Origin of the sequence: Pseudomonas sp. CHM02 (assembly GCF_000612585.1) — a bacterium.
Lineage (GTDB): Bacteria > Pseudomonadota > Gammaproteobacteria > Pseudomonadales > Pseudomonadaceae > Aquipseudomonas.
Genome location: NZ_JFCA01000027.1, coordinates 13,042 through 37,595 on the forward strand (window position 1 = coordinate 13,042; position 24,554 = coordinate 37,595).

Consider the following 24,554-nt stretch of genomic DNA (forward strand, 5'->3'; position numbering starts at 1 on the left):
ATGTCGAAGGCTTTAGAATAAAGTTCTCAGAGGGGCACGGTAGAGTTGTCTGGATTTTTTACTCTAAGGCTGACCGGCGAAGGCAGGGTCGCTAGGCTTGCAGGTCTGGGATAAATTTGGCGCCCAACACTTAGCACGCGGTTGGAGCGGGCTACATACCAAGCGTTCATTCTGATATCCCAGCTACGGACTGCGCAGAATTGTTGCCAGTCGAGCTCGATGATGCGCTCTAATGTGAAGTCTTCATGGATCAGAACGATGAGGATGAACTCGAAAAGCTGACGTTCATTATTGGACTGGTCCGGGTAAATCGTCCCAGATTTTTTTGCTCTTTGCAGCGTCTTGATCGAGTATCGGTTTCCTTCCCGAGAAATTGCATCTATGTTTTTTGTGCCTCGAGGGGATGGGGCCAGGACAGGTAGATCGGGGCGCTCTTTAAAGGCGGCAATTGCCAGTTTCTCGCCGATTTCGCCGACATTGAAGCTTAAGCCCCGATTCCTGGCCTCTCTGGCAACTGCTGCATGTAGTGCCAGAAGTTGGAGGTCGTCAAGGGGGGGCAGATCCATTGGGTTTTCGCTGGGCTTACTGTTGATTTTCTTCATGTGCTCTTGCAGCTCCGGAAATATCTATCAGCGTAAGTTCCTTTGATAGCAGGAATGTCTGGCATCTTGTAATAACTTCATCGCCGGTAAGTTTGGCAGGACCTCTGATACTGCACTCCCAAACATTTGCCACCCGCCATCCTAGTTCAAGCAGAGCTGTAGTAGCTCTCTCATCCCGGGCACGATTAGACGCGATCTTTGTGGCCCAGAACTCCTGGCGAGTTACCGGAAGTTTGAACATTGGGCAGCCGTGCCCGTGCCAGAAGCAGCCGTTGATGAAGACCACGGCGTGATAGCGCGGGAACACAAGGTCCGGGCGGCCAGGCAATTTTCGATCCTGCAGTCGATAGCGAAAGCCTCGGGCATGTAACCCGTGCCGGATAAGCATTTCTGGTTTGGTATCGCGTCCACGAATCCGGCTCATATTGAGGTGGCGCTGTTCCGGGGTAAGGACATCAACCATCAGGGCTCTCCGATAGCGTCTGCGACAATCGCCTTCAGGCTGCCTCGGAGATCTTCGCTGCTCATCCCCGGGCGTAGGGTAATAGCACCGAAGCGGAACTTATCCCGGTACTGAGGATGGAAAAGTCGTCCCGGTACGGGGGTAGTCTTGAAGTCAGAATTGAGGGCAGGAGCGTGTGGTGTTAACAGATAGGCGGCTGTAACAACTCCCTCAATCTCGCCGCTCTCGGCCTCTTGTACCAGAGCGTCGCGATATGTGTGAATCGAAGTCAGCGCGTCATTCAGACCGTCATTAATGCGGTACTTTGCATCCAGGACGATAACCTGCCTCCTAGGACTTCCGAAGCCGGTACCTGCCAGAACCACATCCGGCACCATGACCCGGCTGAAGCTGCCTTCGCCACTTGGTTCTATCCAGTATTCACGGTATTGACGTTGGAAGCACAAGATCTTGTCAGGACCGACTGACACGATGACCGCTCCTGCGGAAATAGTCACACCGCCGGCCGCGTCGGTCACGAACAGATTGCTCAGGTCTATGCCGGTTGAACCGTACTCTTGAACGGTCGCGCGAAGAAGACGCAGGAAGCACCATAGTTCGTACAGCTCATACGTTCTGGCCAGTGGCATCTGCAGGAAATCGCCGAACAGAGCCGCAAGGCCCAGGTTCATGTCCTGCCATAGTCGATAGAAGCGGTGGTAAACGGGGTCATTGCGAAACAGCGAAGACATCTGCAGCATCGCTGGGCTGTCGGTGACCTCTACCATAAAGCCTGAACCTGAAGCATCGTTGAACTGGCGCGCAATGCGCCGAGCACGTACAGCCCAATTACCTGCTGTAGTGAGTATCTCAGGATCTCCGGTACGGCCTACCTTGGCAAGTACATCGGCGACACCTGACAACCAAGCTGCCCACGACCGAAGACATGCCTTGATCTGCCGATGCTCCGGAATGTCTACGCTATTGCGACGTTGTCGTATTGTAATCTGTGCTGGCAGGCGCCCGCCGAGGGCTGCAGGCAATCGGGATGGCTGGCTGGTTTCGGTCCGGATAAGTCCGGACCGAAACGATTTGATAATTTCTGGGCCTGTGGCACGTACGGCACGGTGAGAGGGCACCGTTACCTGCTCAGCGCGCAGGAAGTGCCTGGGTGAACGGTTGATTGCGCTAATGGTTTGCGTAATCTCCTCGGCTCGCGAGCGCAGGAATTCCAGCCGGGCAAGCGGTGGTGGTTTACTGCCGCGTTGGCGGGCAATGCTCTTACGGAATGCACTGAGCGAGAAGAGGGCGAAGGTGTCTTCCAAGACCTCGCGAACCATAGCGTCAAAGTCGTTACGGGTGAGCTTGCGAAGATCCGGATCAGTAGTGATCTCGAAGCGGCGGACTTCTGTGCCGGGCAGATGTAGCGCAACTTCTACCGAGCCGGCATGGAAGCCTGGTGTCCAGCGCCAGCGGGCTACGCGTGTATGGCGCGAACGCAAAGCCTCGATAGGTACATCGTCGATCAGAAGATCGGCGGCAATTGCATCATCGCTGTCGCGCAGTTCAAATAGGTAGGAAGAAGCTTCCCTGATCGAACCGCTAGGGATTACATCCTGCAAAGGCCAGACCTGCCATGCAGGTCCTCCGTCCTCGCTCTGGACATATAGAGTTGTCATTTCTCAGCGCATCGCCTGGAAGGAACCGAACTCATCCAGATCGCTCAATAGTCTACGGACATACTTCAGTGCGTGGGGAAGGCCCTCGCAAGCCTTTTCCAGAGCATTTAACAGCGGGCGCTGGCGCTCTGAGCCACGCAGCTTGACCAGGACCTTTTGTACCAGTAACTGGTCCGTGACACTGCCAGTCGGATTCTGCAGGTACTTGGCGTCGAAGGCGTGATATCGCACAAACTCCTCAATTACCCGGTAACCGAACCCTAAGCCATAGTGCTCCAAGAGTCCGTGGACTTCTATCAGTTTCGGTTCGGACGCATCCTTTGCATTCCGCAGTTCAGGGCAACGGTCGGCCAATGAGGCCATGAAACCCGATATGTCCACTGCTGACATGTCGATCACCGATGCCCGATCAAGTACTTTGTCGCTGACAGGGTTAGTTGTCTCATCGACGTTAATTGTGCCGATGATGAACAGGTTAGAGGGCAGCGGAATTTCGGCACGGACGCTGGCGCCTGTGGTGCCCTCCAGCGGTACCCCGTTGGAGTGCAGTTGCAGTGCTCCTCGGGTCTCAATGGCGGACAATATGTCAGACAGATAGTACTCAACCCGCGCAAGGTTCATCTCATCTAGTATTACAAATACCGGGGAGTCCCGGTGCGCCGTTGCAACCAGCACTGCTTCCAGAAAGGTCGGTACGACGTATCGGTTCGTCAGTACGTCGTAGTAGCCCGTCAGTCCTGTAGGGTCTGTCCATTCTGGGCGAACTGGGCACTCAAAAAGTAGTGGGTCGGTGGCTGTACTTGAAGTTAGGCCGTGAACTGCGCGTGCATATTTCAACGCCAGTTGCGTCTTACCTGTACCTGAAAGTCCCGAGAGAATAACGAAGTGCTTGTGGTCCAGGAAGTTTAGGGCGGCATGAAACCGCCGGACCTCTCCATTTGGATAGTGGCCACCCAGGGCCTTGATCGCCGTCTCGATTTCTTCAACCGGAATGGTTGGCGGCAGGCGACGCATGTCTTGGCTGAGCGTTGCTGTATCTGCCCAAACGGGGAGTTCGTGAATTTTTTCCCTACCGACCAGGCTGCCTAACCAACCGATGAACTCGCGAGCAAGGAGGCTACGCCTTGCGGAGGCCGTCGGCGGATACAGGGCAACAACGATCTCATCTGGTTCCGTGGAGGGCCCGAAAGGTGAAAGGTCGAAAGCCAAACTGTCCCAGAATTTGGCGTTGCGCAACCACAGGCGCCCATCCCTTGCCAGATAGATAGGCACCAGATTGTTCCTGGCGCTGTACTTGATAGTGGTCCCAGGGGGTTCCGGCAACTCGTCACTATCTCCGGCCGCTTCCAGAGCAAACTCCGAGTCATCGCCTGCACTCTTTGCAGCTGCGCCCAGACGCTTCATTTCGGCCAAGCGCTCGAGGAAACTTGTTTTGTCCTTGCGGACCAGAACAGCAAAGTAGACCTCATCCTCCGGTGGGAACCGGAGAACGCATCCAAATATCAGAGCCTCGGCGTCTTCTCTGACGTTATCTAGGTTGACTACCCCAAGCTGGATGCCGCCCTCAACAATTTTCGCGCTATTCGATACCCCGAACAGCTCTCGCGGGCGGACTGCTTTTGATGTGCCGAAGTGCTGCTGCGCAGCTTCAAGAAACTGTCGTTGCCGCTCGACGAGGCTCATCTACCGAATCCTTTTGCATGATTGCCTGTTTGATGGTCTGTTTGATGTGGGTGGCTAGTGCTCTGGCCATCAGAGGCGGCACCGCATTACCGATCTGCTTGAAAGCGGGGTTCATTGTGCCGCTGAAACGGAAACCGTCCGGGAAAGACTGTAGGCGTGCAGCTTCGCGAACTGAAATGGTTCGAGCCTGCTTGCTGTCGTAATGGATGTGGCTATAGCCATCCTTGCCTAGATGGGCCAAGAGCGTGCGTGCAGGCTGGTCTCGCCACATTTTGCGCCACTTATTTGGGAACTTGCTTACGTCATATGGCGGCACAATCGAGGCCTTCAGTGCCTTGTACTCTACCGAACCGTCAACGAGCGTTTCTCCGTAGGTACGCGCAATGGCCAAGCGCTCCTGGAACATTTCAGTGGCATGCGCATATGCCTCAGGATACTGATCACCTGGGTTCATGCGAGCAAACAGTTCGTAATCCCGTGGTAGGTAGCGGATGACATGATCCGTCAACCCATCTTTGGGAGCCTCATGATCGGACCACGTGCGCATCAGTTCTGCATAAGCGGAAGGCTTCCTGCGGCTGTAGCTGACTGGGTTGTCGAAGCGGCGGGCGCCACGGCCGATCTTCCCAGCAGCAAGTAGCTCTCGAGCGTTGATTGCTGGGAGGTCGTCTAGTGCTTCCTCCGCCGTTACTGCGGGTGGGAGGTCTGGAGTCGCAGCTGGCGGTTCGATGTAGGAGTGAGCCTCATCGGCCAAATTGCGCAATGACTTGAGAGCGACGGAGCGAGATCCCTCATATCCGGGGGGCAGTATCAGCCAGTGGCTGGGAGAGGGGAATGAAACCTTCGCCCCTAACTCACGTCGGTATGCAATCAGGAACATCCTTTCGCGCATCTGAGGGACGCCATAGAATGCTGAGTTGAGTAGGGTGTAGCCGCAGACATAGCCTTTAGCTTCCAGGACCTCACAGGTTTCTTCGGCAATGTTCTGGCCGCCGTGGTTCAGAATGTCGGGTACATTTTCCATAAGCACGGCTAGTGGCTGGAACGCGTCTACATACTCCAGATACTTCTTATAGAGCTGTGCCCGTGGATCATGGATGAACGCTTCGGGATGCTCCTCGATCTCGCGCAGTTTGGATCTACCCACTCGAGCAAATGCTTGGCAAGGCGGTCCCCCCACTACGATGTCGAAGGCATCTGCAACATTGCCCAGATCAAGCTGGCGGCAAAGATCAGCCGGCGTGGTCTTTGTAATGTCAATTGGCTGGCTGTGGGCCTCAGCACCACCATGGAAATTTAGGCCGTGCGATCTGGCCGCATCGGGATCGAACTCAACGGAGCCCCGCATCTCGAAGCCTGCAGACTCGAAGCCAAGTGAGATACCGCCACAGCCGGAGAACAGATCCAGCACGCGAGGCTTTGCGGAGGTTTGGAGGCGCGCCAGTTTACGAAGAATGGCATCTTTACTCATGAATCAGATCCTTGTCGCGCAGACATGCGAAGGGGCAGTTGGAGCTGCCCCTGGTGCTCGTCCAGAAAGCGCTGCACCGCCATGCGTATGACCCAGGCAGACGAAACGTGATTCGCGTCGGCCAGAGCTTGTACCTGGAAGTGGACGTCCTCAGGCAACATGACTGAAGTCCTGACGGTCTTACGATCAGGAGCGATAGGGGGGCGGGCCATAAGCTGAAGACCAGTGGTGATAGTGGTGCCATTGTGCACCACAGTGCGTACCCTTGCACCAATTTCCTGCCCAGCTGTGTTGGGACGGTAAGTATCAAGGCGCGCTATGGGCGAAACAGTCCTGCTCGTCCGTGAGACTGACGGAAAATTTTGCGTTGGATGAGCTGTTGGCTTGGCTCGATGATTTCATCTCAAAGTATGAAAGTCATTCCATCACTAAGTGACAATACGATGCTTGATCGTGTCGATCCGTCTGAGTCAAGCCGATGATCAAAAAAATAAAAGTTGAAGTGAAGCCAGTAGGGGGCGTATGACCCCCTATTTGCAGGATTAGCAAGGCGAGTATTGCTCAGGATTGCTATTGCAACAGATAGCCCATCGGTTGGTCATCTTTGTCGAAGCAGAGGATGGTTTCACAGTGACCTCCTAGCTGGTCGGCATTTGATTCGCTGATGTCCGGCAACCACTTGCCCAGTTCGGCAATAGGGACTTTCTTGCTGTTGATGTAGCAATCATCATCCATGCGTGGGTTGCACCAAGCGGTTTTGACTTCTGGCCACTCGGTTTGGGTCGAAGGGGCAGGTGACTGCTGAGTCGCTGGTTTCGCCCCTCCTTTCTGTGCTTGCCAAGCTGCATGGCCGCCCTCATAGCGCCCGTTAAATGTAGGGACGAGTTGGTCGTCAGGTACCCCAATGTCCAGGTAGAACTGGTACAGGAGAGATCCCGCCTCGGCATACGACACTTGACGGGAGGTATCGATGCGGTAGGCCACTGGCTTGCCGTCGGTGCTGGTGCCGATGCGATACCAGATCGATAGTGTGAACAAAACGTCCTGGTTCCACTCACCCACCATGGCATTGCTTATCCGGCACTTGCCGTGCAGGCACTGACCACTTACCTGGTTGACATAGCGCACGTCCAGTTGACGCTGGGCATCCCAGATGAGTACATCGCGGGCGGTCTCCAGCCACGTGCATTTCAGCATGGGCTGACCATTGAAGGCTTTCTTGGCAATACACGGGATAGCTTCGGGGAGGCCATTGGTTGAAGTCTCGTCTGGGAAGGCGATAGCGCCCCATGCGTAATGGTCCACGACGGCGTTGGCGTTGGCGCAAAAAATGAGCAGCACGATGCTGAGTATCCGTTTCATGGGTTCACTCCAGTTTGTTGCTTCTGTGCAAAATTAACGACTGATGACGGGGCAAACGAGCTCAGCAGAACAACAGGGTTCTTCGCTGTTGGTAGTTGTGGGAATGAATGAGGTTATTTCTTGTAGATGACCTTGAGCCGCTGATTCACGTAGTCCTTGAGGATTTCGTAATCAGGGTTGTAGGTAACTAGACCGTGCCCCACGCTTGCGACGGCCCCGAGCGTTACCACGGTCAGTGTTGCAGGTGTGGACAGGACGCTGAATACAGCACCGAGTGCGCCGCCCTGTACCACAGCACTTTTCACGTCACTTCTGACTCGACACTTCAGTCCCTGGCTTTCAATCTTGGTTTCGACAAGTTTGATACCTGCCATGAAATTGCCCCTGAGGCCATTGATCTCGAAGGATGTTTTGCTTCTCAGGAGACCTTCAATCTGCGCTTCATTCAGGCCCGTTACGACGATCATGGTTTTTCTGAGCTCCCTGCATGAGGTGTGGATGGAGAAGAAGTCGAATATCAATCTTTTGGGGGTGAATGTCGGTTTGAGATAGGTCCTTCATGTCAGGGGGGAGGCCTTCTGTTAGGTCTGCTCAATGTCACAGAAATACAAAAAATGGGTCGTAAATACCGTGGTCGTCGAAGCATCATAACGCGACGATTTTCGCCATGGCAAGAATCTCTGCAAACCACGATAAAGACGGTGACCTGGTAGCGCTTGGTGCGGTAGTGCGTGTGCGGCGACTACGGCATACGCTGTCGCAAGAAGCCTTGGCAGATGCTGCTGGGATTGATCGTTCCCACATGGGGAAAATTGAGCGAGGGGAGAGAAATGTTACTTTTTTGAACATTCTCCGAATTGCTACTGCGTTGAAATGTAAGCCGTCAGATTTGCTTTTGGAGGCAGGCTTATGATTTCGTCAATAGGGTTTAGAACCTCATGAGTGGACACTCTGTTTCATGTTTGTTGGGAGGCGGTTGCTTTGGTCAGGATGGCCTTGGATTCGCAGATTAAGCAGTATCGAAGCACGATTCATTCTCCTGGTAGAAGCGGCCGTGTGCATGGCCGCTGACGGTTACTTGGAATATTTCAGGTAGGATTTCCCGGACTGGGCGAAACTAATCTGAGCAAGCGACTCAGGATCCAGCAGGCCAGCAGCACGGCCAGTAACAGCGGTGGAAAGCGCAGCATGAGCAGAATGCTCAGCACCAGCGCCCCGGCGGCTGCAAGCGCGCCGACGAATATGAACAAGCAGAGCAAAAATCGCATTAGCGACATGGCGGGACTCCAAGATCTTGTATCTGGCCCATGTACTCGGCACCGACAGGTTTGATTCAGTGGGCCTGCGACGTGAGGGCTTCTAGTTTTCCCGCGAGGGAGTTGGGAGCTGGCCGCGATTCACCCTGGCTAGAGGTGCTGGCTGGCTCCGAATTTACGAAAAACTCCTCGATCACGACGTGACTGTCCTCCTCGCTGTCCTCGAAGGCGCCGTTGCCGAAGCCTCGGCGAGCCGCGTCATCTAGAGCCCTCTGGTCGAAACCTGCTGTTTGCCGCTGTGTGTCCAGCTCGCTCGCCTTCTGCAGTGCTTCGTCCATATCCATGCCAGCGCGTATCGTGATGTCGACATAGAAGATCGGCGTGCCATGGCTTTGCCGGGTGGATTTACCGCGTAGACGCAGCTCCAACGGCAGGCAAGCCAGTCGATTACCCGAGATGGCCTGGAAGTAATGCAGTCGAGCGGCCAGGGTGCGGATGCTGTTGAATCCGGTGGTACGGAACACAAAGCTACCCAACCAGTCCTCATCACCGATGATCACATTCAGTCGTCCGTATGGCTTGCAGGCACCGCCTCTGGCCAGTGGGCATGCATCGGGCGAAGGGCAGTGCAGGGACTGCATTCCGTCCTGGGTAGTGCGCTTGCAGGTTTCACCATTGCCCACGCACAACGGTCGCCCGGACTGCCGGTCGAACAGGGTGTAGTCGGCCCGGAAATTCAGCTCCGGTTCGTTGAACAATAGGCGTATAGGAATATTGCGCAGCTTGTCTTCCTTACTCTGGCGCAGTTCGTCGTTGAGTGGATGTAGTAGCCAGCCATCCTTGCTTTGCACCTGGGATGTGATGGTGAATTGATCATCTTTCTCCGGCAGGCGTTTACCGTTTTTCTCAACGACTTTGCCGATGGAGATGCGTCCGAGCACGGGCGGTGTCAGGGCTAAGCCTTTCAACATGATGGTTCTCCTGGAGATGAAAAAAGGCCAACCACGCAGCGCGAACTGCGTGGACTGGCCAAGGGGAGGGAAGGGTGAAAGAGGTGGAAATCAGCCGACCAGGAAACGCCGTGCACCGGGTTTCAGCAGCGGGTACTTGGCCTGCAGGTAGGGCTTGTCCTGGAGCAGTTGAGCGACATCGAGACCGATGCTGTCCTTGGCCTTGCGCCAGGAGACGTAGCCGCTGGAGAACACCGCCCGACTGGCATCACCCATGGCCTGCTGCAGAATCTGCTTGATCTCAGCCTCGCGCTTTTCCTTGTCGGCAATCGACTGGCGCACGGCCTTGAGCTCTAAGTAGGCCGCAGCCCATCCTGCATGGTCGCTGAAGTCGACGGTCTGACCGTTGTCCTCCGGGTACAAGCAGCGCAAAGACGCCTCGGCCGATGCACTGCCGTCGGCTGGCGGCGGGGTATCGGTTTCCACGTAGTTCCAGAACTTACGCTCCAGTTCGATCAGGCGGACGATCATCTGCTCATCTCGCTCGATGCGATGGATCTCCAGGTGCTGACCGCCGAGCAGCACCGCTACATCTGCCGCCTGCTTGCCGGTGACTGCGAGTTGGTGCATCACTTGCAGTTCTACATACTCGGGTACACCTTCCTTCCAGAGACGTGCCCCGTTTATGCCGGCGGTCTTACATTCGAGGATCTGCACGTCGTCCGTGCCGATCACCTCACGGTCGATGTTGGCTAGCATCCAGGACATATCCGGATTCGGATGCTGCAATACGGCGTTGATACGTCGCACCTTATTCTTAGTACGCTTGCTGTAGTGCCAGGCCACGATTGGTTCCAGCACGTTGCCCCAGTACATCGGGCTTTCTTCATCATGTGGGTCGGTTTTTGGCAGAGTGGTGTCTCGACCGGTTTTCTCCAGCCACAGCTCCAACTGCGATTTGTAGGGATTTAGACCCACCGCAGCGCCGGCATCCGAGCTGCCGATGCCTTGCTTGCGCACCGCCAGCCAATCTTCACGAGGCAGTTCCTTGGTGCTGATCAGGCGCAGCGCTGGACGAGCCTTGCTAGTGCTGCGCAACGGAGTAGCGTTCATAGCGTTCACCTTGCAGAAATAGAAACGCCCGATCAGCCTCGTTGCTGATCGGGCGTTTTTGGGGGGGGGAAGTAACCGGTTAGGCGACAAGCTGCAGGGCGGTGTCCAGAGCACGTTGCTTGATCTGCGCCCCTTGGCCGAACCAGGCCGAGTCCATGCGGTACTCGTTGCTACGGGCGCGACGTTCATGGTCGACGTACTCGGTTACAGCGTTGAGCAGGCCCCAGGCGGTACCGCGAGCCGAGTCCAGCTGACTGCCCCGACCACGGCCTTCATACAGCTCTTGCACCTTTCGCAGGGCGCGTTCGTTGGGCAGTACCTCCGGCAGTGCGCCGGTTGGACTGGTCTCACACAACACTGTCATGAAGAACCCCAGCGCCTCATGCCACTGAACCTTGCGCTCAGACAAGGTCCGCATGCGGTACATAAACTCATCCCACTGCGAGACGGCGATGCCGAGCTGTTTCTTTACTGCTTTCTGATCGAAGCGGGTGTTGTGCGGCACCTTGATCGCTCGGCTGGTGCCGTCCAGGGCGATGGTCAGAGTGTTGTTGCACACCACTCGCACGGTGGTAGGTGTTGCTGTGGTGGCCAGGGTGCCGTCGCAAGATGTGGCCAGCAGCAGGTAGCCGTTTATCTGGTCGTTACCCTTGAGCGTTGCGCCTTGCCCGGTACGCGCCAGCGCCCAGAACTTGCGACCGCCCTTGAGCACACCGGCCGTTTCCAACTCATAGCCGGAGACCTCGGTGAGATCCCGATAGAACTCCAGCACCTCGCGCGGCTGCACGGTGTGATAGCGTTGCGAGACTACCGACAGTGGTGCCTTGGTATCTGATCGGTAGAGCACCTTCTGCTCAGGGAAGGAGTGGATGGTGCCCAGGTGGCCGACAGCATCCGATTTGAAATGCACGGGGCTTTCCTCGATTTTCCAGTTCATGCCGGCTTCGCGTTGCCAAACTTCGATGGGTTGTTTTTGAGTGAGCTGGTTACCCAGGCCATGCCAGGGAGAAGCGCCAGCGTAGGCCATAGTTTCGACGAGATGAGCCATGGTTGAGGTTCCTTTGGGTGCAAGTCGGCATAAGCGCCGCGCACTGCGCAGCACCGTCCCGACGATATGGATAGAAAGAAATGGTACGGCTAGGTCAGGTCGGCAGGTTGAAGCAGTGACCACAGAGCAGGCAGAGGTTGTGGGCCAGGACGTGGCGGTCGAGCGACTCGCCTAACTGAGCGCCGAGCGCGCAGCCGCCCACGCCACCAGCCAGGCCGCCTAGGATGGCGCCCGACACTGATCCGAGGGTGACGCCGACAGGTCCGGCGATAGCGCCGATGAGCGCACCAGCCTGACCACCTGCTAGAGCTGCGCTGACGCCACGGGCTGCACCGCCTACGGTGCCGATAGCGGCCCCGACTTTCATGGCGTGGTGGAAGGAAGCGACTTTTGGGGAATGACAGCGAGGGCACTGCAATGACATGGGGCAAACCTCTCTGGTGGTTATGTCATTGCGATTATGTAGGGCTGAGTTTTTTTCGAATTGAATCCAACTCGGCATCTTGATCTGGTTGAAGGAATTTTAGAGGTGATTTTCCGTATGCGAGTTTTTGGCACCACTCAACGAATCAGGCTGAGCGTCCGGATAGGATTCTGATTGGAGGGTAGTCACCTATCAGCTAAGATCTTGTGTTAAGGCACAAGGAATAGTCCAATGCAGAGCAGTAGGGACAGAAGGCACGGATTGACGCGGCTGGGAAGGCTTACCCTTTTCCTGGTGTCTTACATTCCGTTGTTTTTGATAATTATTTTTCAGCAATTCTATAAAAACAGCGACTATATAAGCTTTGGCGGTTTCAACAGCGATGCCTGGATGAATTTCGCAAAGAAGTTCGGTGTGGCTACCACGCTTATAATTATCTCGATTCTGGCTGTTGTTTTCTTGATGGTCTTACTCAAAAATCTCGGAGATAGAGCTGAGGAAAGCGGCGAAATTTCCAAGGTGGTTGACGTAGAAAATAAAAACTCAGAATCAATCGCTTATTTATTTACTTACATTATCCCTTTCGTATTTCAAGATCCCGCTGACCCTGCCCAGCTAATACCAATAGTCACTTTGATGTGTGTTACGTATACAATTTACGTCAATTCATCAATGATACTTATAAACCCAACTTTGAGTTTTTGGTATTCCCTCTATCACGTAGAGGTCGAAAGCCTAGCGGGAGTAAAGAGGAAAATAATAATTCTTACCAAAGAAAAGTTTATGGAAGAAGGTGATTTGCTCAAGATGAAGCGAATTGCCCACAGATTGTATTTTGGTATAGATTTGGGGAGGAAGGATGAGTAGCGAAGCGTTGAGCACCGTTAAGGGTTTACTAGAGCAACCAAATCTTTCGTTCGAGGTTTTCTTTATACAAAGAAAAGCCAAGACTGAAAATAAGAAAAAAGGATTTAGCTATACTCTTAGTAGGATAGATGCCTCGAAGGAAATCAATGGTTTTTTTCTTAAGTCTGCAAAGGCGCAAGTTGATAAATATGTAGAGTCTTCGGCAGTGGCTCAGAAATATGCTGTCATCTCCGATGACATGCCAAAAACGCTGTTCAAGTATGATGAGGCTGGAAAGTTAAAGGTTTCAGATCATACCTGGAAGAAAATTCTCAACGGCACGGAAATAAAGTCCGCCGTTTCTTTAAATGAGCTAAAAAAGAATATTTGGTGCTACTGCGTTAAGATTGTAAGTACGACTGATGGTGGAAAGGCAAAAGCCTTATTTTTCAAAAAGTTAACAGCTACAAGTGTTGCTACAGATACACCGCAAGGATTTGGGAAGAAAGTTAAAGCTCACTTCGACTCCGCAGACCCGAAGTTGGTGGAGGTTAAGGCTGAACATATTACTTTTGAAGATAGATTTGATTGCGTATTGCAAGACAATTCGTTTCTGATTTTCTCTAAAGCTGCGTTCGAAAAAATTGCCGAGTTAGAAGATGAGTTTGTTGAGCTATCAAACGAAACATTAGAGATAATAAATAATCATTCTGTGGTCGAAGGTTTAGAAATTGTTCGTGCGGAAGTCACATCAAAACCTTCTATGATGCGAGCCCTAGCGAATATCGCTAAAAATAACAATCATGCTCAAATCGGTGCTGCTGAAATTGAGAATATGAAGCAGATGCTTCTTCAGTATGAAGGGCGAGAACTGAAGTCAACTTCAGATGGAAGAGTCCTAATTGAAGACAAGAATGATGTTGAGGATTTTTTGAAGTTGCTCAATGACTATTACAAACAAGGTATGGTTACAGGTAAGACGTATGGATCAAATTCTGGAAGCTTGTTGGTTAAAAGGAATTGATTTTAAGCTCTTGCTTATTCAAACTGCGTTGTGATTTATGTGTTGATGGTCGCTGTGGCTTTAGAGCTATCTATTGAGCTGTTTTCGAACTACTCCAGATATGTAGCATCTGGAGTGGTTAGTTAACGGATATAGGATGTCTGAGGGGGCGCTACTTCGGTAGAGCTTTATCACTCAACGAATCGAGACGATCTTCCTGTCCCGGTTGTCCTGAATGGCCGACATCGAAAGATTGCCGGTAGCTGCTTCTTGGATGTGCTCGCTCCACCACTTCATCATTGGGCGTCTGCGCTCAATGTAGTCCGCTCGATTATATGCGCTACGTACCTCGTCTTTATCGACGTGTGCAAGCGCCACTTCAATCAACTCAGGATCCCAGGCATTTTCGTTCAGAATGGTACTGGCCATAGAGCGCATCCCATGGCTTACCAGTCGTCCTTCGAATCCCATGCGTTTCAGTGCCATGTTGGCGGTTTGGCTGTTGCAGTGGGTTCGAGGATTTCGGTCTGCAGGGAACACGTACTCGCGGTGTCCGCTGTAGGGCTCGATTGCTTCAAGCAGGGCAAGGGCCTGGTCTGTGAGCGGCACTATGTGGATACGGCGTTTCTTCATGCGCTCAGCTGGAATCGTCCAGACCCTCTTTTCTATGTCGATGTCAGCCCAGCGGGCGGTAGCAGCCTCTGCGGGGCGGGTCATGGTATGGAGCTGCCATTCGATTAGGCAGCGGGTAGTCCTTTTTATGCTGGCATTGGCGATTGCCAACATCAAGTCTTTCAGCTCATCGGGTGGGAGTGCCGCCATGTTCTTCTTTTTGGGCTTTTTGAAGACGGAACGGATTCCGCTGAGCGGGTTTGAGTGAATCAGTCCTGAATTGACCCCGTAGGTCATGACCTCGTTGAGACGCTGTGTTAGGCGCTTAACGGTTTCGAGGCTGCCTTTGGTTTCCAAGGGTCTGAGCATACCGATGACCTTAGGGGCATTGATGGCTGAGATTGGGGTGCTGCCCAGCTCCGGGAAGACGTGCAGCGTGAGAGAGCGCCAAATGTCTTCAGCATAGGCAGCGGTGACTGAATCCTTTTTGAGCTCAAACCACGCCGTCGTCACGTTTTCGAGAGTGTGTTCTGTGGCTGCTTTTTTCGCATGCCGCTCCGCATCGCGCTGCTCTTTCGGGTCCAGCCCCTGAGCGACGATCTCCCTTGCTTCAACGGTTCGCTTGCGTGCTTGAGCTAGGCTCACCTCGGGGAACGTGCCTAGTCCCATGTTGATCCGTTTTTTGGTTACGGGATGGATATAGTTGAAATTCCATAATTTTGAGCCATTGATTCGTACTCGCATTTGAAGGCCGTTGCCATCAGTCAGCGTATAGTCCTTTTCCTTAGGTTTGGCGGCTTTGACTTTCAGGTCTGAAAGGCGCGTGGCTTGGGCACCCATGGTGTATTCCAATGCTGTTTGTGTATTCCAAAAATTACCAGCTAGGAGCTTGGAATACCACTTGGAATACACGTTTGCATGGACGTCGGTGGACGCTGATGGATCTTGATGGTGCCGAAACTCCCGGATTTACTGGGTTTAAGGCACAAAAAAAGACGTCCGTGGACGTCTTTAGATGATGAAGTGGTGGAGCCGGGGGGATTTGAACCCCCGTCCGCCAGTACTCCGCTGTCGGTACTACATGCGTAGCCGTTTCTATTAAGTTAACCCTCAGCGACCCGAAGGGCAGGGTGCTTTGGGCGAGTTGTGTAAGTTTTAGCCGCTTCGTCCACAACGTACTGCACGGCGATTCTGTTCTATATGACAATCACTTTGGGTTTACAGACATCCCCTGGTGATTGCTGGACCCGAAGGTACCAGAAGCTCAGGGCTAAGGCTGCTTACGCAGCGAGAGCGAATTCCTGGCCGTAGTTTTCGTCATTGGCAACTATAAGAAGTTGCAACAGTGGATTTACGAGTTCTGTTACCAACTCGGCATGCACCTAAAGTTTCGCAACCGGCGTCGAATCCTAAACGGCCCCGTGCTTGTAACTCGTTGTTTCTTAGTGAGTGACAAGCCTGTGCAGTGTACGCCAAACGGTCACGGAAGGCCAACCCGAAGGTTGACCTTCAGCGACGGCGTGTTACTGGTTGCCGCCTTTTTCAGTGTTCTGCAGGTCCTGCAGGGCCTTGGAGGTGATCTCGATACACTTCTTGTCGTCACCTGCAGCATGGGCCGCCTTGGCCGAGGACACGGCGGTGTCTATTTCGCCGCTTTTACCACTGGTGTCAGTGGCGAGCAGGGCTTTGCCGTTATTGATTTTATCCAAGTTGATCTGGCATAGGTCTTTGTCGCCCGCAGCAAACACAGGGGAGGCCAGCATCGCAGCGGTAACGAACAAGCCAGCAAGAGCGGAACGCTTCATAGGGTATCTCCTTGCGCAAAAGGGCTCGACGCTGCTGGCGTTCAACGGCTGCCAGCGACATCACTGATGAGCCTCGTTCGTCGAGGCCTATGCAGATGACTACGCCGGCGCGCAGGGGTTCTGTTTTTTTGCAGGTTCATTTTTGCAGGATCAGTGGGCGCGGGCCTGGGTCACGCGGTCCACCAGGTAGACCAGGCCGTGATAATCAATGCCGCCATGCTGGCTCAGGCCGATCTCGCAGGTGCGGCTGGTGGAGATACCTTCGCTGCAATATTGCACCGCGTCCTTGAGGGTGCGCAGTGAGTGGGCGTTGAGTTCTGGCGTGGTGAAGCCTTTGTCGCCGGCAAAGCCGCAGCAATGAATGCCTTCCGGGATGACTACGGTGTTGGAGCAGCGTCGGGCCAGGTCGATCAGGGCCTGGCTCTCGCCCAAGTGCTGGGTGCTGCAGGTGACGTGCACGGCGATCGGCGCTTCCTGAGGCGTAAAGTCGAGGCGATCCATCAGGTGTGTGCGGATGAAACGCACGGGGTCGTACAGATCCAGGCGCGTTTCGCCCAGGTCTTGCACCAGGCGCAGAGTGCAGGGGCTGGTGTCACAGTAGATGGGGTCGAGCCCGCCACGGCTGGCGTGGAGCAGCGCGCCGATCAATTCCTGGCGCTTGTGCTCGGCCTGTTCGGCATAGCCTTTGGAGGCGAAAGGCTGGCCACAGCACAGGCTGTCCTGATTGTCGGGGAACACGACTTGGTAACCGGCTTTTTCCAGCAAACTACGGGTTTTGTCGTACAGCGACATCTGTTCTTTATCCCCCGCCGCCGGGCCCATGGCGCGTGAGACGCAGGCGGCCAGGTAGACCACCCGTGGTCGCTCGTCCGTCACGGCCGGGCTGAAGCGGATGGCTTTTTCCGGCTGCGGCATGGCGTTGGTCCACTGCGGAATCTGCCCCTTGGACAGCTTGGTCACGCTGGCCGACAGCTTCGCCAGGCGGGGAGCACCGAGCAGCATGCGTGCGCCATTGGCCACATGCAGCGTAAAGCGCGCGCCTTGCAGTGCGGTGGCGAAATGAGTGGCGAGCCATTCGGCCGTTTTCGTACGGTCGGCATCGCGGCTACGCAGCTTTTTCACCAGGTCGCCGGTATTGATTCCTACAGGGCAGCGCTGGGCGCACAGGCCGGTGGCGGCGCAGGTGTCGATGCCTTGGTAGTGATAAGCGGCCTCCAACTCGGTGGTGTCGACGCCGGCGCGTTTCTTTGCCTGGATGTCGCGCCAGATCACAATGCGTTGGCGCGGGCTCAACGTCAGGCCTTTCGACGGGCACACCGGTTCGCAGAAGCCGCATTCGATGCACTTATCCACAATCTCGTCGGCCGCGGGCAGTGGCTTGAGGTGTTTGAGGTGGATTTGCGGATCGTCGCTGAGCACCACGTCCGGGTTGAGAATGCCGTTGGGGTCGAGCAGTCGCTTGAGCTGCCACATCAATTGATAGGCGTCGCTGCCCCATTCCAGTTCCACGAACGGCGCCATATTGCGTCCGGTGCCGTGTTCGGCTTTCAACGACCCACCAAACTCCACCGCCACCAATTGCGCCACGTCGTCCATGAACGCTTGGTAGCGCGTGACTTCTTCCGCGCTGTTGAAGCCTTGGGTGAACACGAAGTGCAGATTACCTTCCAGCGCGTGTCCGAAAAGTATCGCTTCGTCGTAGTGATGTTTGTCGAACAGCTCGATCAAGCGATTGACGCCGATTGCCAGTTGCTCAACCGGGAAGGTCACGTCTTCGATGATGACCGTGGTGCCGGTTTTGCGTACGGCGCCGACGGCAGGGAAGGTGTCTTTGCGGATCGCCCACAGCCGCGCGTTTTCCACCGGGTCCTCAGTGAAGTCGACCTGTTTTTCTACCGGGAATTGCGCCAGTGACGCCATGATCAGCGCCAGCTGCTCCTGCAATAAGGACGACGACGCTGCACGGGATTCGATCAACAGGGCGCAGGCATTTTCCGATAATTGCTGTACGAAAGCGGGCATGCCCGGTTTGTCCTGTACCGAGCGCATGCTGCGTCGGTCCAGCAGTTCGACGGCCGATACCGGTTGGGTTTTGAGGACGGTCACCGCATTGCAGCAGGTCTCGACATCCGGAAACACAATCAGCGCCGACGCTTTGTTCGGGTGATCGATCACGGTGTCATAGGTGACCGCGCTGATAAACCCAAGGATGCCCTCGGAGCCCACCAGCAGATGGCTGAGGATATCCAGCGGCTCGTCGAAATCCACTAGGGCATTGAGTGACAGCCCGGTGGTATTTTTCAGACGATATTTGTGGCGGATTCTTGCCGCCAGTTCAGCATTCGCCCGGGTCTCGCGACCCAGTGTCGCCAGGCGTTCAAGCAGCGTCCCGTGCTGTTCCCGAAACGCCGCTACGCTGGCTGCGTCTTCGGTATCCAGGCGGCTGCCGTCAGCCAGTACCAAGCGTATGCCGGCCAGGGTGTGGTAGGTGTTCTGCGCCGTGCCGCAGCACATGCCGCTGGCGTTGTTGGCGACGATACCGCCGATCTTGCAGGCGTTGATCGACGCAGGATCCGGGCCGATCTTGCGGCCGAACGGTGCCAGCCACGCATTGGCCTGGGCGCCGATGACGCCGGGCTGCAGACGGATCTGTGTACCTTGCCCGCGAATTTCGCGGCCATTCCAGTTGTCACCCAGCACGATCAGCACCGAGTCGCTGATGGCTTGCCCGGACAGGCTGGTGCCCGCGGCACGGAAGGTTACCGGTACATGGTCACGTTGGGCCAGTTGCAGCAATGCAACGACTTCGTCTTCCGACTCCACGCGGATCACCAGTTGTGGGATCAGTCGGTAAAAACTGGCGTCGGTGCCGAAAGCGAGGGTGGAAAGCGGGTCGTCGAAACGCCGATCTTTCGGGATCAGTTGTGCGACGTCGCTCAGAAAGGCAGCAGGCAGGCTCATCGGTCCTCCAGAAATAGCTGACGCCGGAATCGGATCCGGCGTCGATTCTTACCCTATTGCATGCAGGTCTCAGTGCACCAGCATACCGGTGAACCAGTAGGCCTGGGCCAGGGTGATCAGCCCGACGATCGTGGCAAAGAACAGGCTGTGCTTGAGGGTGAAGCGGAACAGGTCGGATTCCTTGCCCACCAGGCCGGTGGCGGCGCAGGCCACGGCGATGGATTGTGGCGAGATCATTTTGCCGGTCACGCCGCCGCTGGTATTCGCCGCGACCAGCAGGGTGTCGTTGACGCCGATCTGATGCGCGGTGGTGGCTTGCAGCGAACTGAACAGGGCGTTGGACGAAGTATCGGAGCCTGTCAGGAAAACCCCCAGCCAGCCTAGGAAAGGCGAGAAGAACGGGAAGGCTGCACCGGTTCCGGCCAATACCAACGCCATGGTCGAAGACATGCCGGAGTAGTTGGTGACGAAGGCGAAGGCCAGCACCATGCCGATGGACAGGATCGGCCAGCGGAGTTCGTAGAAAGTCTCTTTTAAAGTGGTCAGACCAGTTTTTATGTCGATTTTCAGCACCAGCATGGAGATCAGTGCAGAGAAGAAGATTGCGGTGCCGGTCGCTGAGATCGGGTCTAGCTTGAACACCGCCGGGATCGCCGTAGGGTTGGTGACGATCGGTGCAACCTTGATCACCAGTTGGTCCAGGTGCGGGATTGCGAAGTTGAACACCCAGCTGTACATCGAGCCACCGGCGGCGAACATCGCCTTGAACGGCTTGAGGGTCCAGAGGGTGACGAGCACGGTGAGAATCAGGAACGGCGACCAGGCCTTGAAAATCTGCACCAGGCTGTAGGGCGAGGCAATTGTGTTGCGCGGCAGGCCGAAACCGCCGGCGCTGGCGGTGACTGCTGCGCTGGAAGTGGCGCCAGCAATCTGAGCGCCTGCGGTGCGCTTGGGTTGCCACACTTTCAGGAACAGGGTCAGGGAGATCAGGCTGGCGAGGGCCGAGGTGATATCCGGCAGTTCCGGGCCGATGAAGTTGGACGTGAAGTACTGAGTGATGGCAAAGCTCAAGCCCGCGACCAGCGCAGCCGGCCAGGTTTCACGCACGCCGCGCAGGCCGTCCATCATGAACACCAGCCAGAACGGTACGAACAGCGACAGCAGGGGCAGTTGGCGACCGGTCATGGCGCCGATCTTGAATGCATCGATGCCGGTCACCTGGCCTGCAACGATGATCGGGATGCCCAGCGCACCAAATGCTACCGGCGCGGTGTTGGCAATCAGGCACAGGCCGGCGGCGTACAGCGGGTTGAAGCCCAGGCCGACCAACAGCGCGGCGGTGATCGCCACGGGCGCGCCGAAACCGGCCGCACCTTCCAGGAAGGCGCCGAAGCAGAAGCCGATCAGCAGCACTTGCAGGCGTTGGTCGTCAGTGATCGACAGCACCGAGCTGCGGATGATCTCGAACTGGCCGCTTTTGACCGTGAGTTTGTACAGGAACACTGCGGCGACGATGATCCACGCGATAGGCCACAGGCCGTAGGCAAAGCCATAACCCGCGGCGGCCAGTGCCATATCTACCGGCATCTGGAAGGCGAAGATCGCCACCAGGATCGACAGCGCCAGGGTGATGCTGCCGGCCACGTGGCCTTTGAGGCGAAACACGGCCAGGGCCAGGAAGAAGAATACGATCGGAATAACGGCCGCCAGTGCGGACAGGCCGAGGCTGCCGAGCGGGCTGTAGAGCTGTTGCCAGGTTTGCATATGGGGTGGCCCCTGATTGTTGTTGTTTGGTCAGCTTGGATAATTGGTAATACCAATTTACAATCGCTGTTGGCTAGAGTAAAAGCCTTGGCAGGGGTGTGTCAATTTGCCGCCCGCGAAACTTTGGTCGTAGGTCTTCGAGAAGGGGTTCTGATCGGTTGAAACGAAGGCGTTCTGATAGGTGCTGCAAGCGCTGCGATAGGCCAGAATAGAGGCCCCGGCGAGTGGTCGGGATGGTGGAGAGTGAGTTATGGGGTTTGATCAGGTGCGTCAGCGCCGTTTGTCTGACGATATCGTCGAGCAGCTGGAGGGCATGATCCTCGAGGGCACGCTGAAGTCGGGCGAACGCTTGCCGGCTGAGCGGGCTTTGGCTGAGCAGTTTGGTGTGTCGCGCCCTTCTTTGCGTGAGGCGATCCAGAAATTGGCGGCCAAAGGTTTGCTCGTCAGTCGCCAGGGCGGTGGTAACTACGTAGCGGAATCCCTGGGTTCCACATTCAGTGATCCGCTGCTGCACCTGCTGGAAAATAATCCCGAGGCCCAGCGTGACCTGCTGGAGTTTCGTCAGACCCTGGAAGCCTCTTGTGCCTATTACGCTGCGCTGCGCGCTACCGAGGTAGACCGTGAGAGGCTTACGGCCGCTTTTGACGCGCTACAGGATTGCTACACCCGCTCCGATGAAGTGAGTCGAGCGGAAGAGGGGGCAGCGGATGCGAGGTTTCACCTGGCGATCGCCGAGGCCAGTCACAACGCCGTGTTGCTGCACACCATTCGCGGGCTGTTCGACCTGCTGAAACGTAACGTGGTCACCAACATCGGTGGTATGTATCAGCAGCGCACGGAAACCCGCGACATGCTGATCAGTCAGCATCGGGATTTGTACCTGGCGATTATCGAAGGGCGAGCCGAGCAGGCGCGGGAAGTTTCAACGCGCCACCTGCTGTATGTGCAGGAGGTGCTGGAGGAGGTGCGTCAGGAAGTGCAGCGCGTAGCGCGTGCGGAGCGGCGCAAGGGGAGGTAGCCGAGGGAGGTTCCCACGGTTACCTCGCAGCAAGGGTCAGTCTTCTTTGCCCTTGTTACGCACGGCGCGATGCAGTTCGCGGTTGGAGTCGCGCTCGCGTTCGGTATCACGCTTGTCGTATTCCTTCTTGCCCTTGCCCAAGGCGATCTCGCACTTGACCAGGTGCTTGCTCCAGTACCAGGACAGGCACACGCAGGCATAGCCCTTCTGCTGTACCGCAGCGGCGAGCTTGTCGATTTCACGCGCATTGAGCAGCAGCTTGCGCGTGCGCACCGGGTCGGCAATCACATGGGTGCTCGCGGTGGTCAGCGGGGTGATGTGACTGCCGAGCAGCCACGCCTCGCCATCCTTGAGCAGCACATAACTGTCGACCAGTTGCAGCTTGCTGGCACGCAGACTCTTTACTTCCCAGCCGGCCAGGACCAGACCAGCCTCGAACCGATGTTCGATGAAGTAATCGTGTCGCGCCTTTTTGTTTTGCGCGATGGTCCCTGTGGGGTGTTTCTTTTGTTTAGCCATAGGGGCGGCATTATAGGGAGTTGCGAGCGTGTCGGCTACGGTCAACCTGCGTGCTTGAGCGTGTTGGACGAATCCCGGACAATGCGGGCAGTTCTCTGGTTTTTTTCTTTCGCGGATCGGGCTGTTCTTTCGCGATGTTTGCCGCTCAGCTGTGGAAATAACGCACACATGACGACGCATATTCAACGTTCGGCGCTGCTGCCCTATCCGGCACAGGCGCTCTATGACCTGGTCAACGACGTGGCGCGTTACCCGGAATTCCTGCCGTGGTGCTCAACGGCCGAGGTGCTGGAAAGCGGTGATGAGCACATGGTCGCCAGTGTCGGAGTCGCGAAGGGTGGCCTTAGCCAGCACTTTGTTACGCGCAATGTACTGGTGCCCGGGAAATCCATCGAAATGAATTTGCAGGAGGGGCCGTTCACCCAGCTGCATGGGGTATGGGTATTCAAGGCGCTGACGGACAAGGCCTGCAAAATCAGCCTGGACCTTTCCTTTGATTACGCCGGGCCTATCGTACGAGCAACATTGGGCCCGTTGTTCAACCAAGCCGCCAATACGTTGGTGGACGCGTTTTGCCAGCGAGCCAAGCAACTGCATGGTTGAGATTGAAGTGGTGTATGCCGCCGAGGATCGTCAGGTGTTGCTGGCGGTGAGGGTGCCAGCGGGCACCAGCCTGCGCGCGGCGGTGCAGGCGTCAGGGATTGCAGTGCATTTTCCTGGGTTGGACCTGGCTGATTGTCCTTTGGGGATATTCGGCAAGGTAGCTACGGACGCCGACATGCGCGCCGTGCAAGCAGGTGATCGTATTGAGATTTACCGGCCGTTGCTGGCGGACCCGAAAGAGGTGCGCCGACTGCGCGCTGCCAAGGCGGCCCTGGCCCGACAGAAGAATGCTTAGGCCAGCCAAATGGCAGGCAGCAAAAAGCCCGGCATGCCGGGCTTTTTGTTGAGCGCCACAAAATTACTGCGGGCTAGTGTCCAGAGGCTGTGGCGTCGGGACGGGAACAGTTTCCACGCCGTCGACGTCTTTCTGGATCTTGTCGAGCAGGGAGCCAGGCTTGGCCGGTACGTCGGACTTCGGCTTCTCGCCTTCCTGCGCGGGCGCAGTCACGTTAGTGCCGTTATCCTTGCCAAGCAGGGCTTCATCACGGCTCACGCCGGGCATGAAGTCACCGGACAGGCTGACGAGTTGGTCGTTGCCATTGAAAATGACGCTGACGCGCTCTTGTTGGCGTTCACCGCCACCTGGCTGCAGGCTGTAGAGATAATCCCAGCGATCGGCATGGAAAGTGTCGGTCAGCAGAGGGTTACCCATGATAAACCGTACTTGCCGTCGGGTCATTCCGGGGCGTAACTGGTCTATCATGTCCTGAGTGACGACATTGCCCTGCTGGATGTCGATTTTGTAAACCCCGGGGAATGAACAACCGGCGAGTGCGAGCAGTCCCACAAAGGTGAAACTGGTTAGCAAGAGCTTGGTGTTTTGCATCGGTGGGCGACTTCCACTATCTTGGCTGGGACAACGTAAACGCCGATCATACCCGTATTAAGAGAAGCTGCGAAGCAGCATCCGCGAGAAAGCTAACCATGGTTGAAAATAGCGAACTACGCAAAGCCGGTCTTAAAGTGACTCTGCCACGAGTCAAGATTCTACAAATGCTCGATTCTGCTGAGCAGCGCCACATGAGTGCCGAGGATGTCTACAAGGCGCTGATGGAGTCTAACGAGGACGTCGGCCTGGCCACGGTTTACCGTGTGCTGACCCAGTTTGAAGCCGCAGGGCTGGTGGTTCGTCATAATTTCGACGGCGGTCATGCAGTGTTCGAATTGGCTGATGGTGGTCATCACGACCACATGGTTGACCTGGATACCAATGAGGTTATCGAGTTCACCAGCCCGGAAATCGAAGCGCTTCAGCATAAGATTGCTGAGGAGCATGGCTTCGATTTGGTCGACCATAATCTGGTTCTGTACATCCGTAAGAAAAAGTAAAAAG

The 24,554-nt window shown here is 55.7% G+C and carries 25 protein-coding genes and 1 other RNA gene; 7 read left to right on the forward strand and 19 right to left on the reverse strand.

The genetic code is table 11. The annotated features are described in order from the left end of the window. Positions 1 to 26 precede the first annotated feature (26 nt). The 7 genes from BM70_RS0116760 to BM70_RS0116790 all read right to left on the reverse strand — a co-directional run bounded on the left by BM70_RS0116760 (position 27) and on the right by BM70_RS0116790 (position 7,706). Positions 27 to 602 carry a hypothetical protein gene (locus BM70_RS0116760; protein ID WP_025857080.1) on the reverse strand — a complete coding sequence of 192 codons (576 nt, stop codon included), beginning with the start codon at positions 600 to 602 and terminating at the stop codon, positions 27 to 29. Then, positions 583 to 1,065 carry a very short patch repair endonuclease gene (locus BM70_RS32465; RefSeq protein WP_081782083.1) on the reverse strand — a complete coding sequence of 161 codons (483 nt, stop codon included), beginning with the start codon at positions 1,063 to 1,065 and terminating at the stop codon, positions 583 to 585. Before BM70_RS32465 ends, BM70_RS0116760 begins: the two co-directional genes overlap by 20 nt. Next, entirely contained in the window at positions 1,065 to 2,666 is a 1,602-nt protein-coding gene (locus BM70_RS0116765) for a DUF2357 domain-containing protein (RefSeq protein ID WP_218187294.1), read from the reverse strand. Before BM70_RS0116765 ends, BM70_RS32465 begins: the two co-directional genes overlap by 1 nt. Before the next feature lie 60 nt (positions 2,667 to 2,726). Then, on the reverse strand, positions 2,727 to 4,406 hold the full coding sequence (locus tag BM70_RS0116770; RefSeq protein WP_025857082.1) for an McrB family protein: 1,680 nt from the start codon (positions 4,404 to 4,406) through the stop codon (positions 2,727 to 2,729). Next, complete coding sequence (locus tag BM70_RS0116775) at positions 4,372 to 5,877, reverse strand: DNA cytosine methyltransferase (RefSeq protein WP_025857083.1); 1,506 nt, start codon at positions 5,875 to 5,877, stop codon at positions 4,372 to 4,374. The genes BM70_RS0116770 and BM70_RS0116775 overlap by 35 nt, the downstream gene beginning before the upstream one ends. A 570-nt stretch (positions 5,878 to 6,447) precedes the next feature. Next, complete coding sequence (locus BM70_RS0116785; protein WP_025857084.1) at positions 6,448 to 7,239, reverse strand: hypothetical protein; 792 nt, start codon at positions 7,237 to 7,239, stop codon at positions 6,448 to 6,450. 113 nt (positions 7,240 to 7,352) lie between these two features. Continuing rightward, the gene (locus tag BM70_RS0116790; protein WP_025857085.1) at positions 7,353 to 7,706 is read right to left on the reverse strand and encodes a hypothetical protein; all 354 of its coding nucleotides are present in this window, start codon (positions 7,704 to 7,706) and stop codon (positions 7,353 to 7,355) included. Between the two features lie 200 nt (positions 7,707 to 7,906). Between BM70_RS0116790 and BM70_RS32470 the strand changes: the two genes are divergently transcribed. Further along, entirely contained in the window at positions 7,907 to 8,152 is a 246-nt protein-coding gene (locus BM70_RS32470; RefSeq protein ID WP_081782084.1) for a helix-turn-helix domain-containing protein, read from the forward strand. A gap of 175 nt (positions 8,153 to 8,327) precedes the next feature. Here BM70_RS32470 and BM70_RS33645 read toward each other — a convergent pair whose 3' ends face one another. From BM70_RS33645 to BM70_RS33650, 5 genes are all read right to left on the reverse strand, one after another. Then, positions 8,328 to 8,516: a hypothetical protein gene (locus tag BM70_RS33645; protein ID WP_025857086.1), complete on the reverse strand. Its 189-nt coding sequence runs from the start codon at positions 8,514 to 8,516 to the stop codon at positions 8,328 to 8,330. Between the two features lie 56 nt (positions 8,517 to 8,572). Then, positions 8,573 to 9,466, reverse strand: a complete 894-nt coding sequence (locus BM70_RS0116800; RefSeq protein WP_025857087.1) for a hypothetical protein — start codon at positions 9,464 to 9,466, stop codon at positions 8,573 to 8,575. Between the two features lie 90 nt (positions 9,467 to 9,556). Then, positions 9,557 to 10,558: a YqaJ viral recombinase family protein gene (locus tag BM70_RS0116805; protein ID WP_025857088.1), complete on the reverse strand. Its 1,002-nt coding sequence runs from the start codon at positions 10,556 to 10,558 to the stop codon at positions 9,557 to 9,559. 79 nt (positions 10,559 to 10,637) lie between these two features. Next, complete coding sequence (locus BM70_RS0116810; protein ID WP_025857089.1) at positions 10,638 to 11,606, reverse strand: DUF932 domain-containing protein; 969 nt, start codon at positions 11,604 to 11,606, stop codon at positions 10,638 to 10,640. Positions 11,607 to 11,700: 94 nt separating this feature from the next. Beyond that, positions 11,701 to 12,030, reverse strand: coding sequence for a hypothetical protein (locus tag BM70_RS33650; protein WP_081782087.1), 330 nt, complete (start codon positions 12,028 to 12,030; stop codon positions 11,701 to 11,703). Positions 12,031 to 12,261: 231 nt separating this feature from the next. Between BM70_RS33650 and BM70_RS0116820 the strand changes: the two genes are divergently transcribed. Then, entirely contained in the window at positions 12,262 to 12,897 is a 636-nt protein-coding gene (locus tag BM70_RS0116820) for a hypothetical protein (protein WP_025857091.1), read from the forward strand. Then, a complete protein-coding gene (locus BM70_RS0116825) occupies positions 12,890 to 13,900 on the forward strand; it encodes a Kiwa anti-phage protein KwaB-like domain-containing protein (RefSeq protein ID WP_025857092.1) in 1,011 nt (336 codons plus the stop codon). The genes BM70_RS0116820 and BM70_RS0116825 overlap by 8 nt, the downstream gene beginning before the upstream one ends. Before the next feature lie 174 nt (positions 13,901 to 14,074). On the opposite strand, the gene BM70_RS0116830 is transcribed toward BM70_RS0116825, so the two are convergent. From BM70_RS0116830 to BM70_RS0116845, 5 genes are all read right to left on the reverse strand, one after another. Beyond that, entirely contained in the window at positions 14,075 to 15,331 is a 1,257-nt protein-coding gene (locus BM70_RS0116830) for an integrase domain-containing protein (RefSeq protein ID WP_025857093.1), read from the reverse strand. A gap of 184 nt (positions 15,332 to 15,515) precedes the next feature. Next, positions 15,516 to 15,912, reverse strand: a transfer-messenger RNA (tmRNA) gene (ssrA, locus tag BM70_RS32480). 102 nt (positions 15,913 to 16,014) lie between these two features. Then, positions 16,015 to 16,296 (reverse strand): hypothetical protein, encoded by a 282-nt coding sequence (locus BM70_RS0116835; protein WP_025857094.1) that lies wholly within the window; start codon positions 16,294 to 16,296, stop codon positions 16,015 to 16,017. Positions 16,297 to 16,446: 150 nt separating this feature from the next. Next, positions 16,447 to 19,257: an FAD-binding and (Fe-S)-binding domain-containing protein gene (locus tag BM70_RS0116840; RefSeq protein ID WP_025857095.1), complete on the reverse strand. Its 2,811-nt coding sequence runs from the start codon at positions 19,255 to 19,257 to the stop codon at positions 16,447 to 16,449. A 69-nt stretch (positions 19,258 to 19,326) separates the two neighbouring features. Beyond that, entirely contained in the window at positions 19,327 to 21,021 is a 1,695-nt protein-coding gene (locus tag BM70_RS0116845) for a lactate permease LctP family transporter (protein WP_025857096.1), read from the reverse strand. A gap of 250 nt (positions 21,022 to 21,271) precedes the next feature. Between BM70_RS0116845 and BM70_RS0116850 the strand changes: the two genes are divergently transcribed. Next, a complete protein-coding gene (locus BM70_RS0116850; protein ID WP_025857097.1) occupies positions 21,272 to 22,039 on the forward strand; it encodes a GntR family transcriptional regulator in 768 nt (255 codons plus the stop codon). A 36-nt stretch (positions 22,040 to 22,075) separates the two neighbouring features. On the opposite strand, the gene smpB is transcribed toward BM70_RS0116850, so the two are convergent. Then, positions 22,076 to 22,558 carry an SsrA-binding protein SmpB gene (smpB, locus tag BM70_RS0116855; RefSeq protein WP_025857098.1) on the reverse strand — a complete coding sequence of 161 codons (483 nt, stop codon included), beginning with the start codon at positions 22,556 to 22,558 and terminating at the stop codon, positions 22,076 to 22,078. Positions 22,559 to 22,726: 168 nt separating this feature from the next. On the opposite strand from smpB, the gene BM70_RS0116860 reads away from it, so the two are divergent. Continuing rightward, positions 22,727 to 23,161, forward strand: coding sequence for a type II toxin-antitoxin system RatA family toxin (locus BM70_RS0116860; RefSeq protein WP_025857099.1), 435 nt, complete (start codon positions 22,727 to 22,729; stop codon positions 23,159 to 23,161). Next, the gene (locus BM70_RS0116865; RefSeq protein ID WP_025857100.1) at positions 23,154 to 23,456 is read left to right on the forward strand and encodes an RnfH family protein; all 303 of its coding nucleotides are present in this window, start codon (positions 23,154 to 23,156) and stop codon (positions 23,454 to 23,456) included. Before BM70_RS0116860 ends, BM70_RS0116865 begins: the two co-directional genes overlap by 8 nt. Positions 23,457 to 23,519: 63 nt before the next feature. Here BM70_RS0116865 and BM70_RS0116870 read toward each other — a convergent pair whose 3' ends face one another. After that, on the reverse strand, positions 23,520 to 24,047 hold the full coding sequence (locus BM70_RS0116870) for an outer membrane protein assembly factor BamE (RefSeq protein WP_025857101.1): 528 nt from the start codon (positions 24,045 to 24,047) through the stop codon (positions 23,520 to 23,522). A gap of 98 nt (positions 24,048 to 24,145) precedes the next feature. Here BM70_RS0116870 and fur point away from each other — a divergent pair, with 98 nt between their 5' ends. Beyond that, positions 24,146 to 24,550 carry a ferric iron uptake transcriptional regulator gene (gene fur / locus BM70_RS0116875; protein ID WP_003194220.1) on the forward strand — a complete coding sequence of 135 codons (405 nt, stop codon included), beginning with the start codon at positions 24,146 to 24,148 and terminating at the stop codon, positions 24,548 to 24,550. Positions 24,551 to 24,554: the final 4 nt, after the last annotated feature.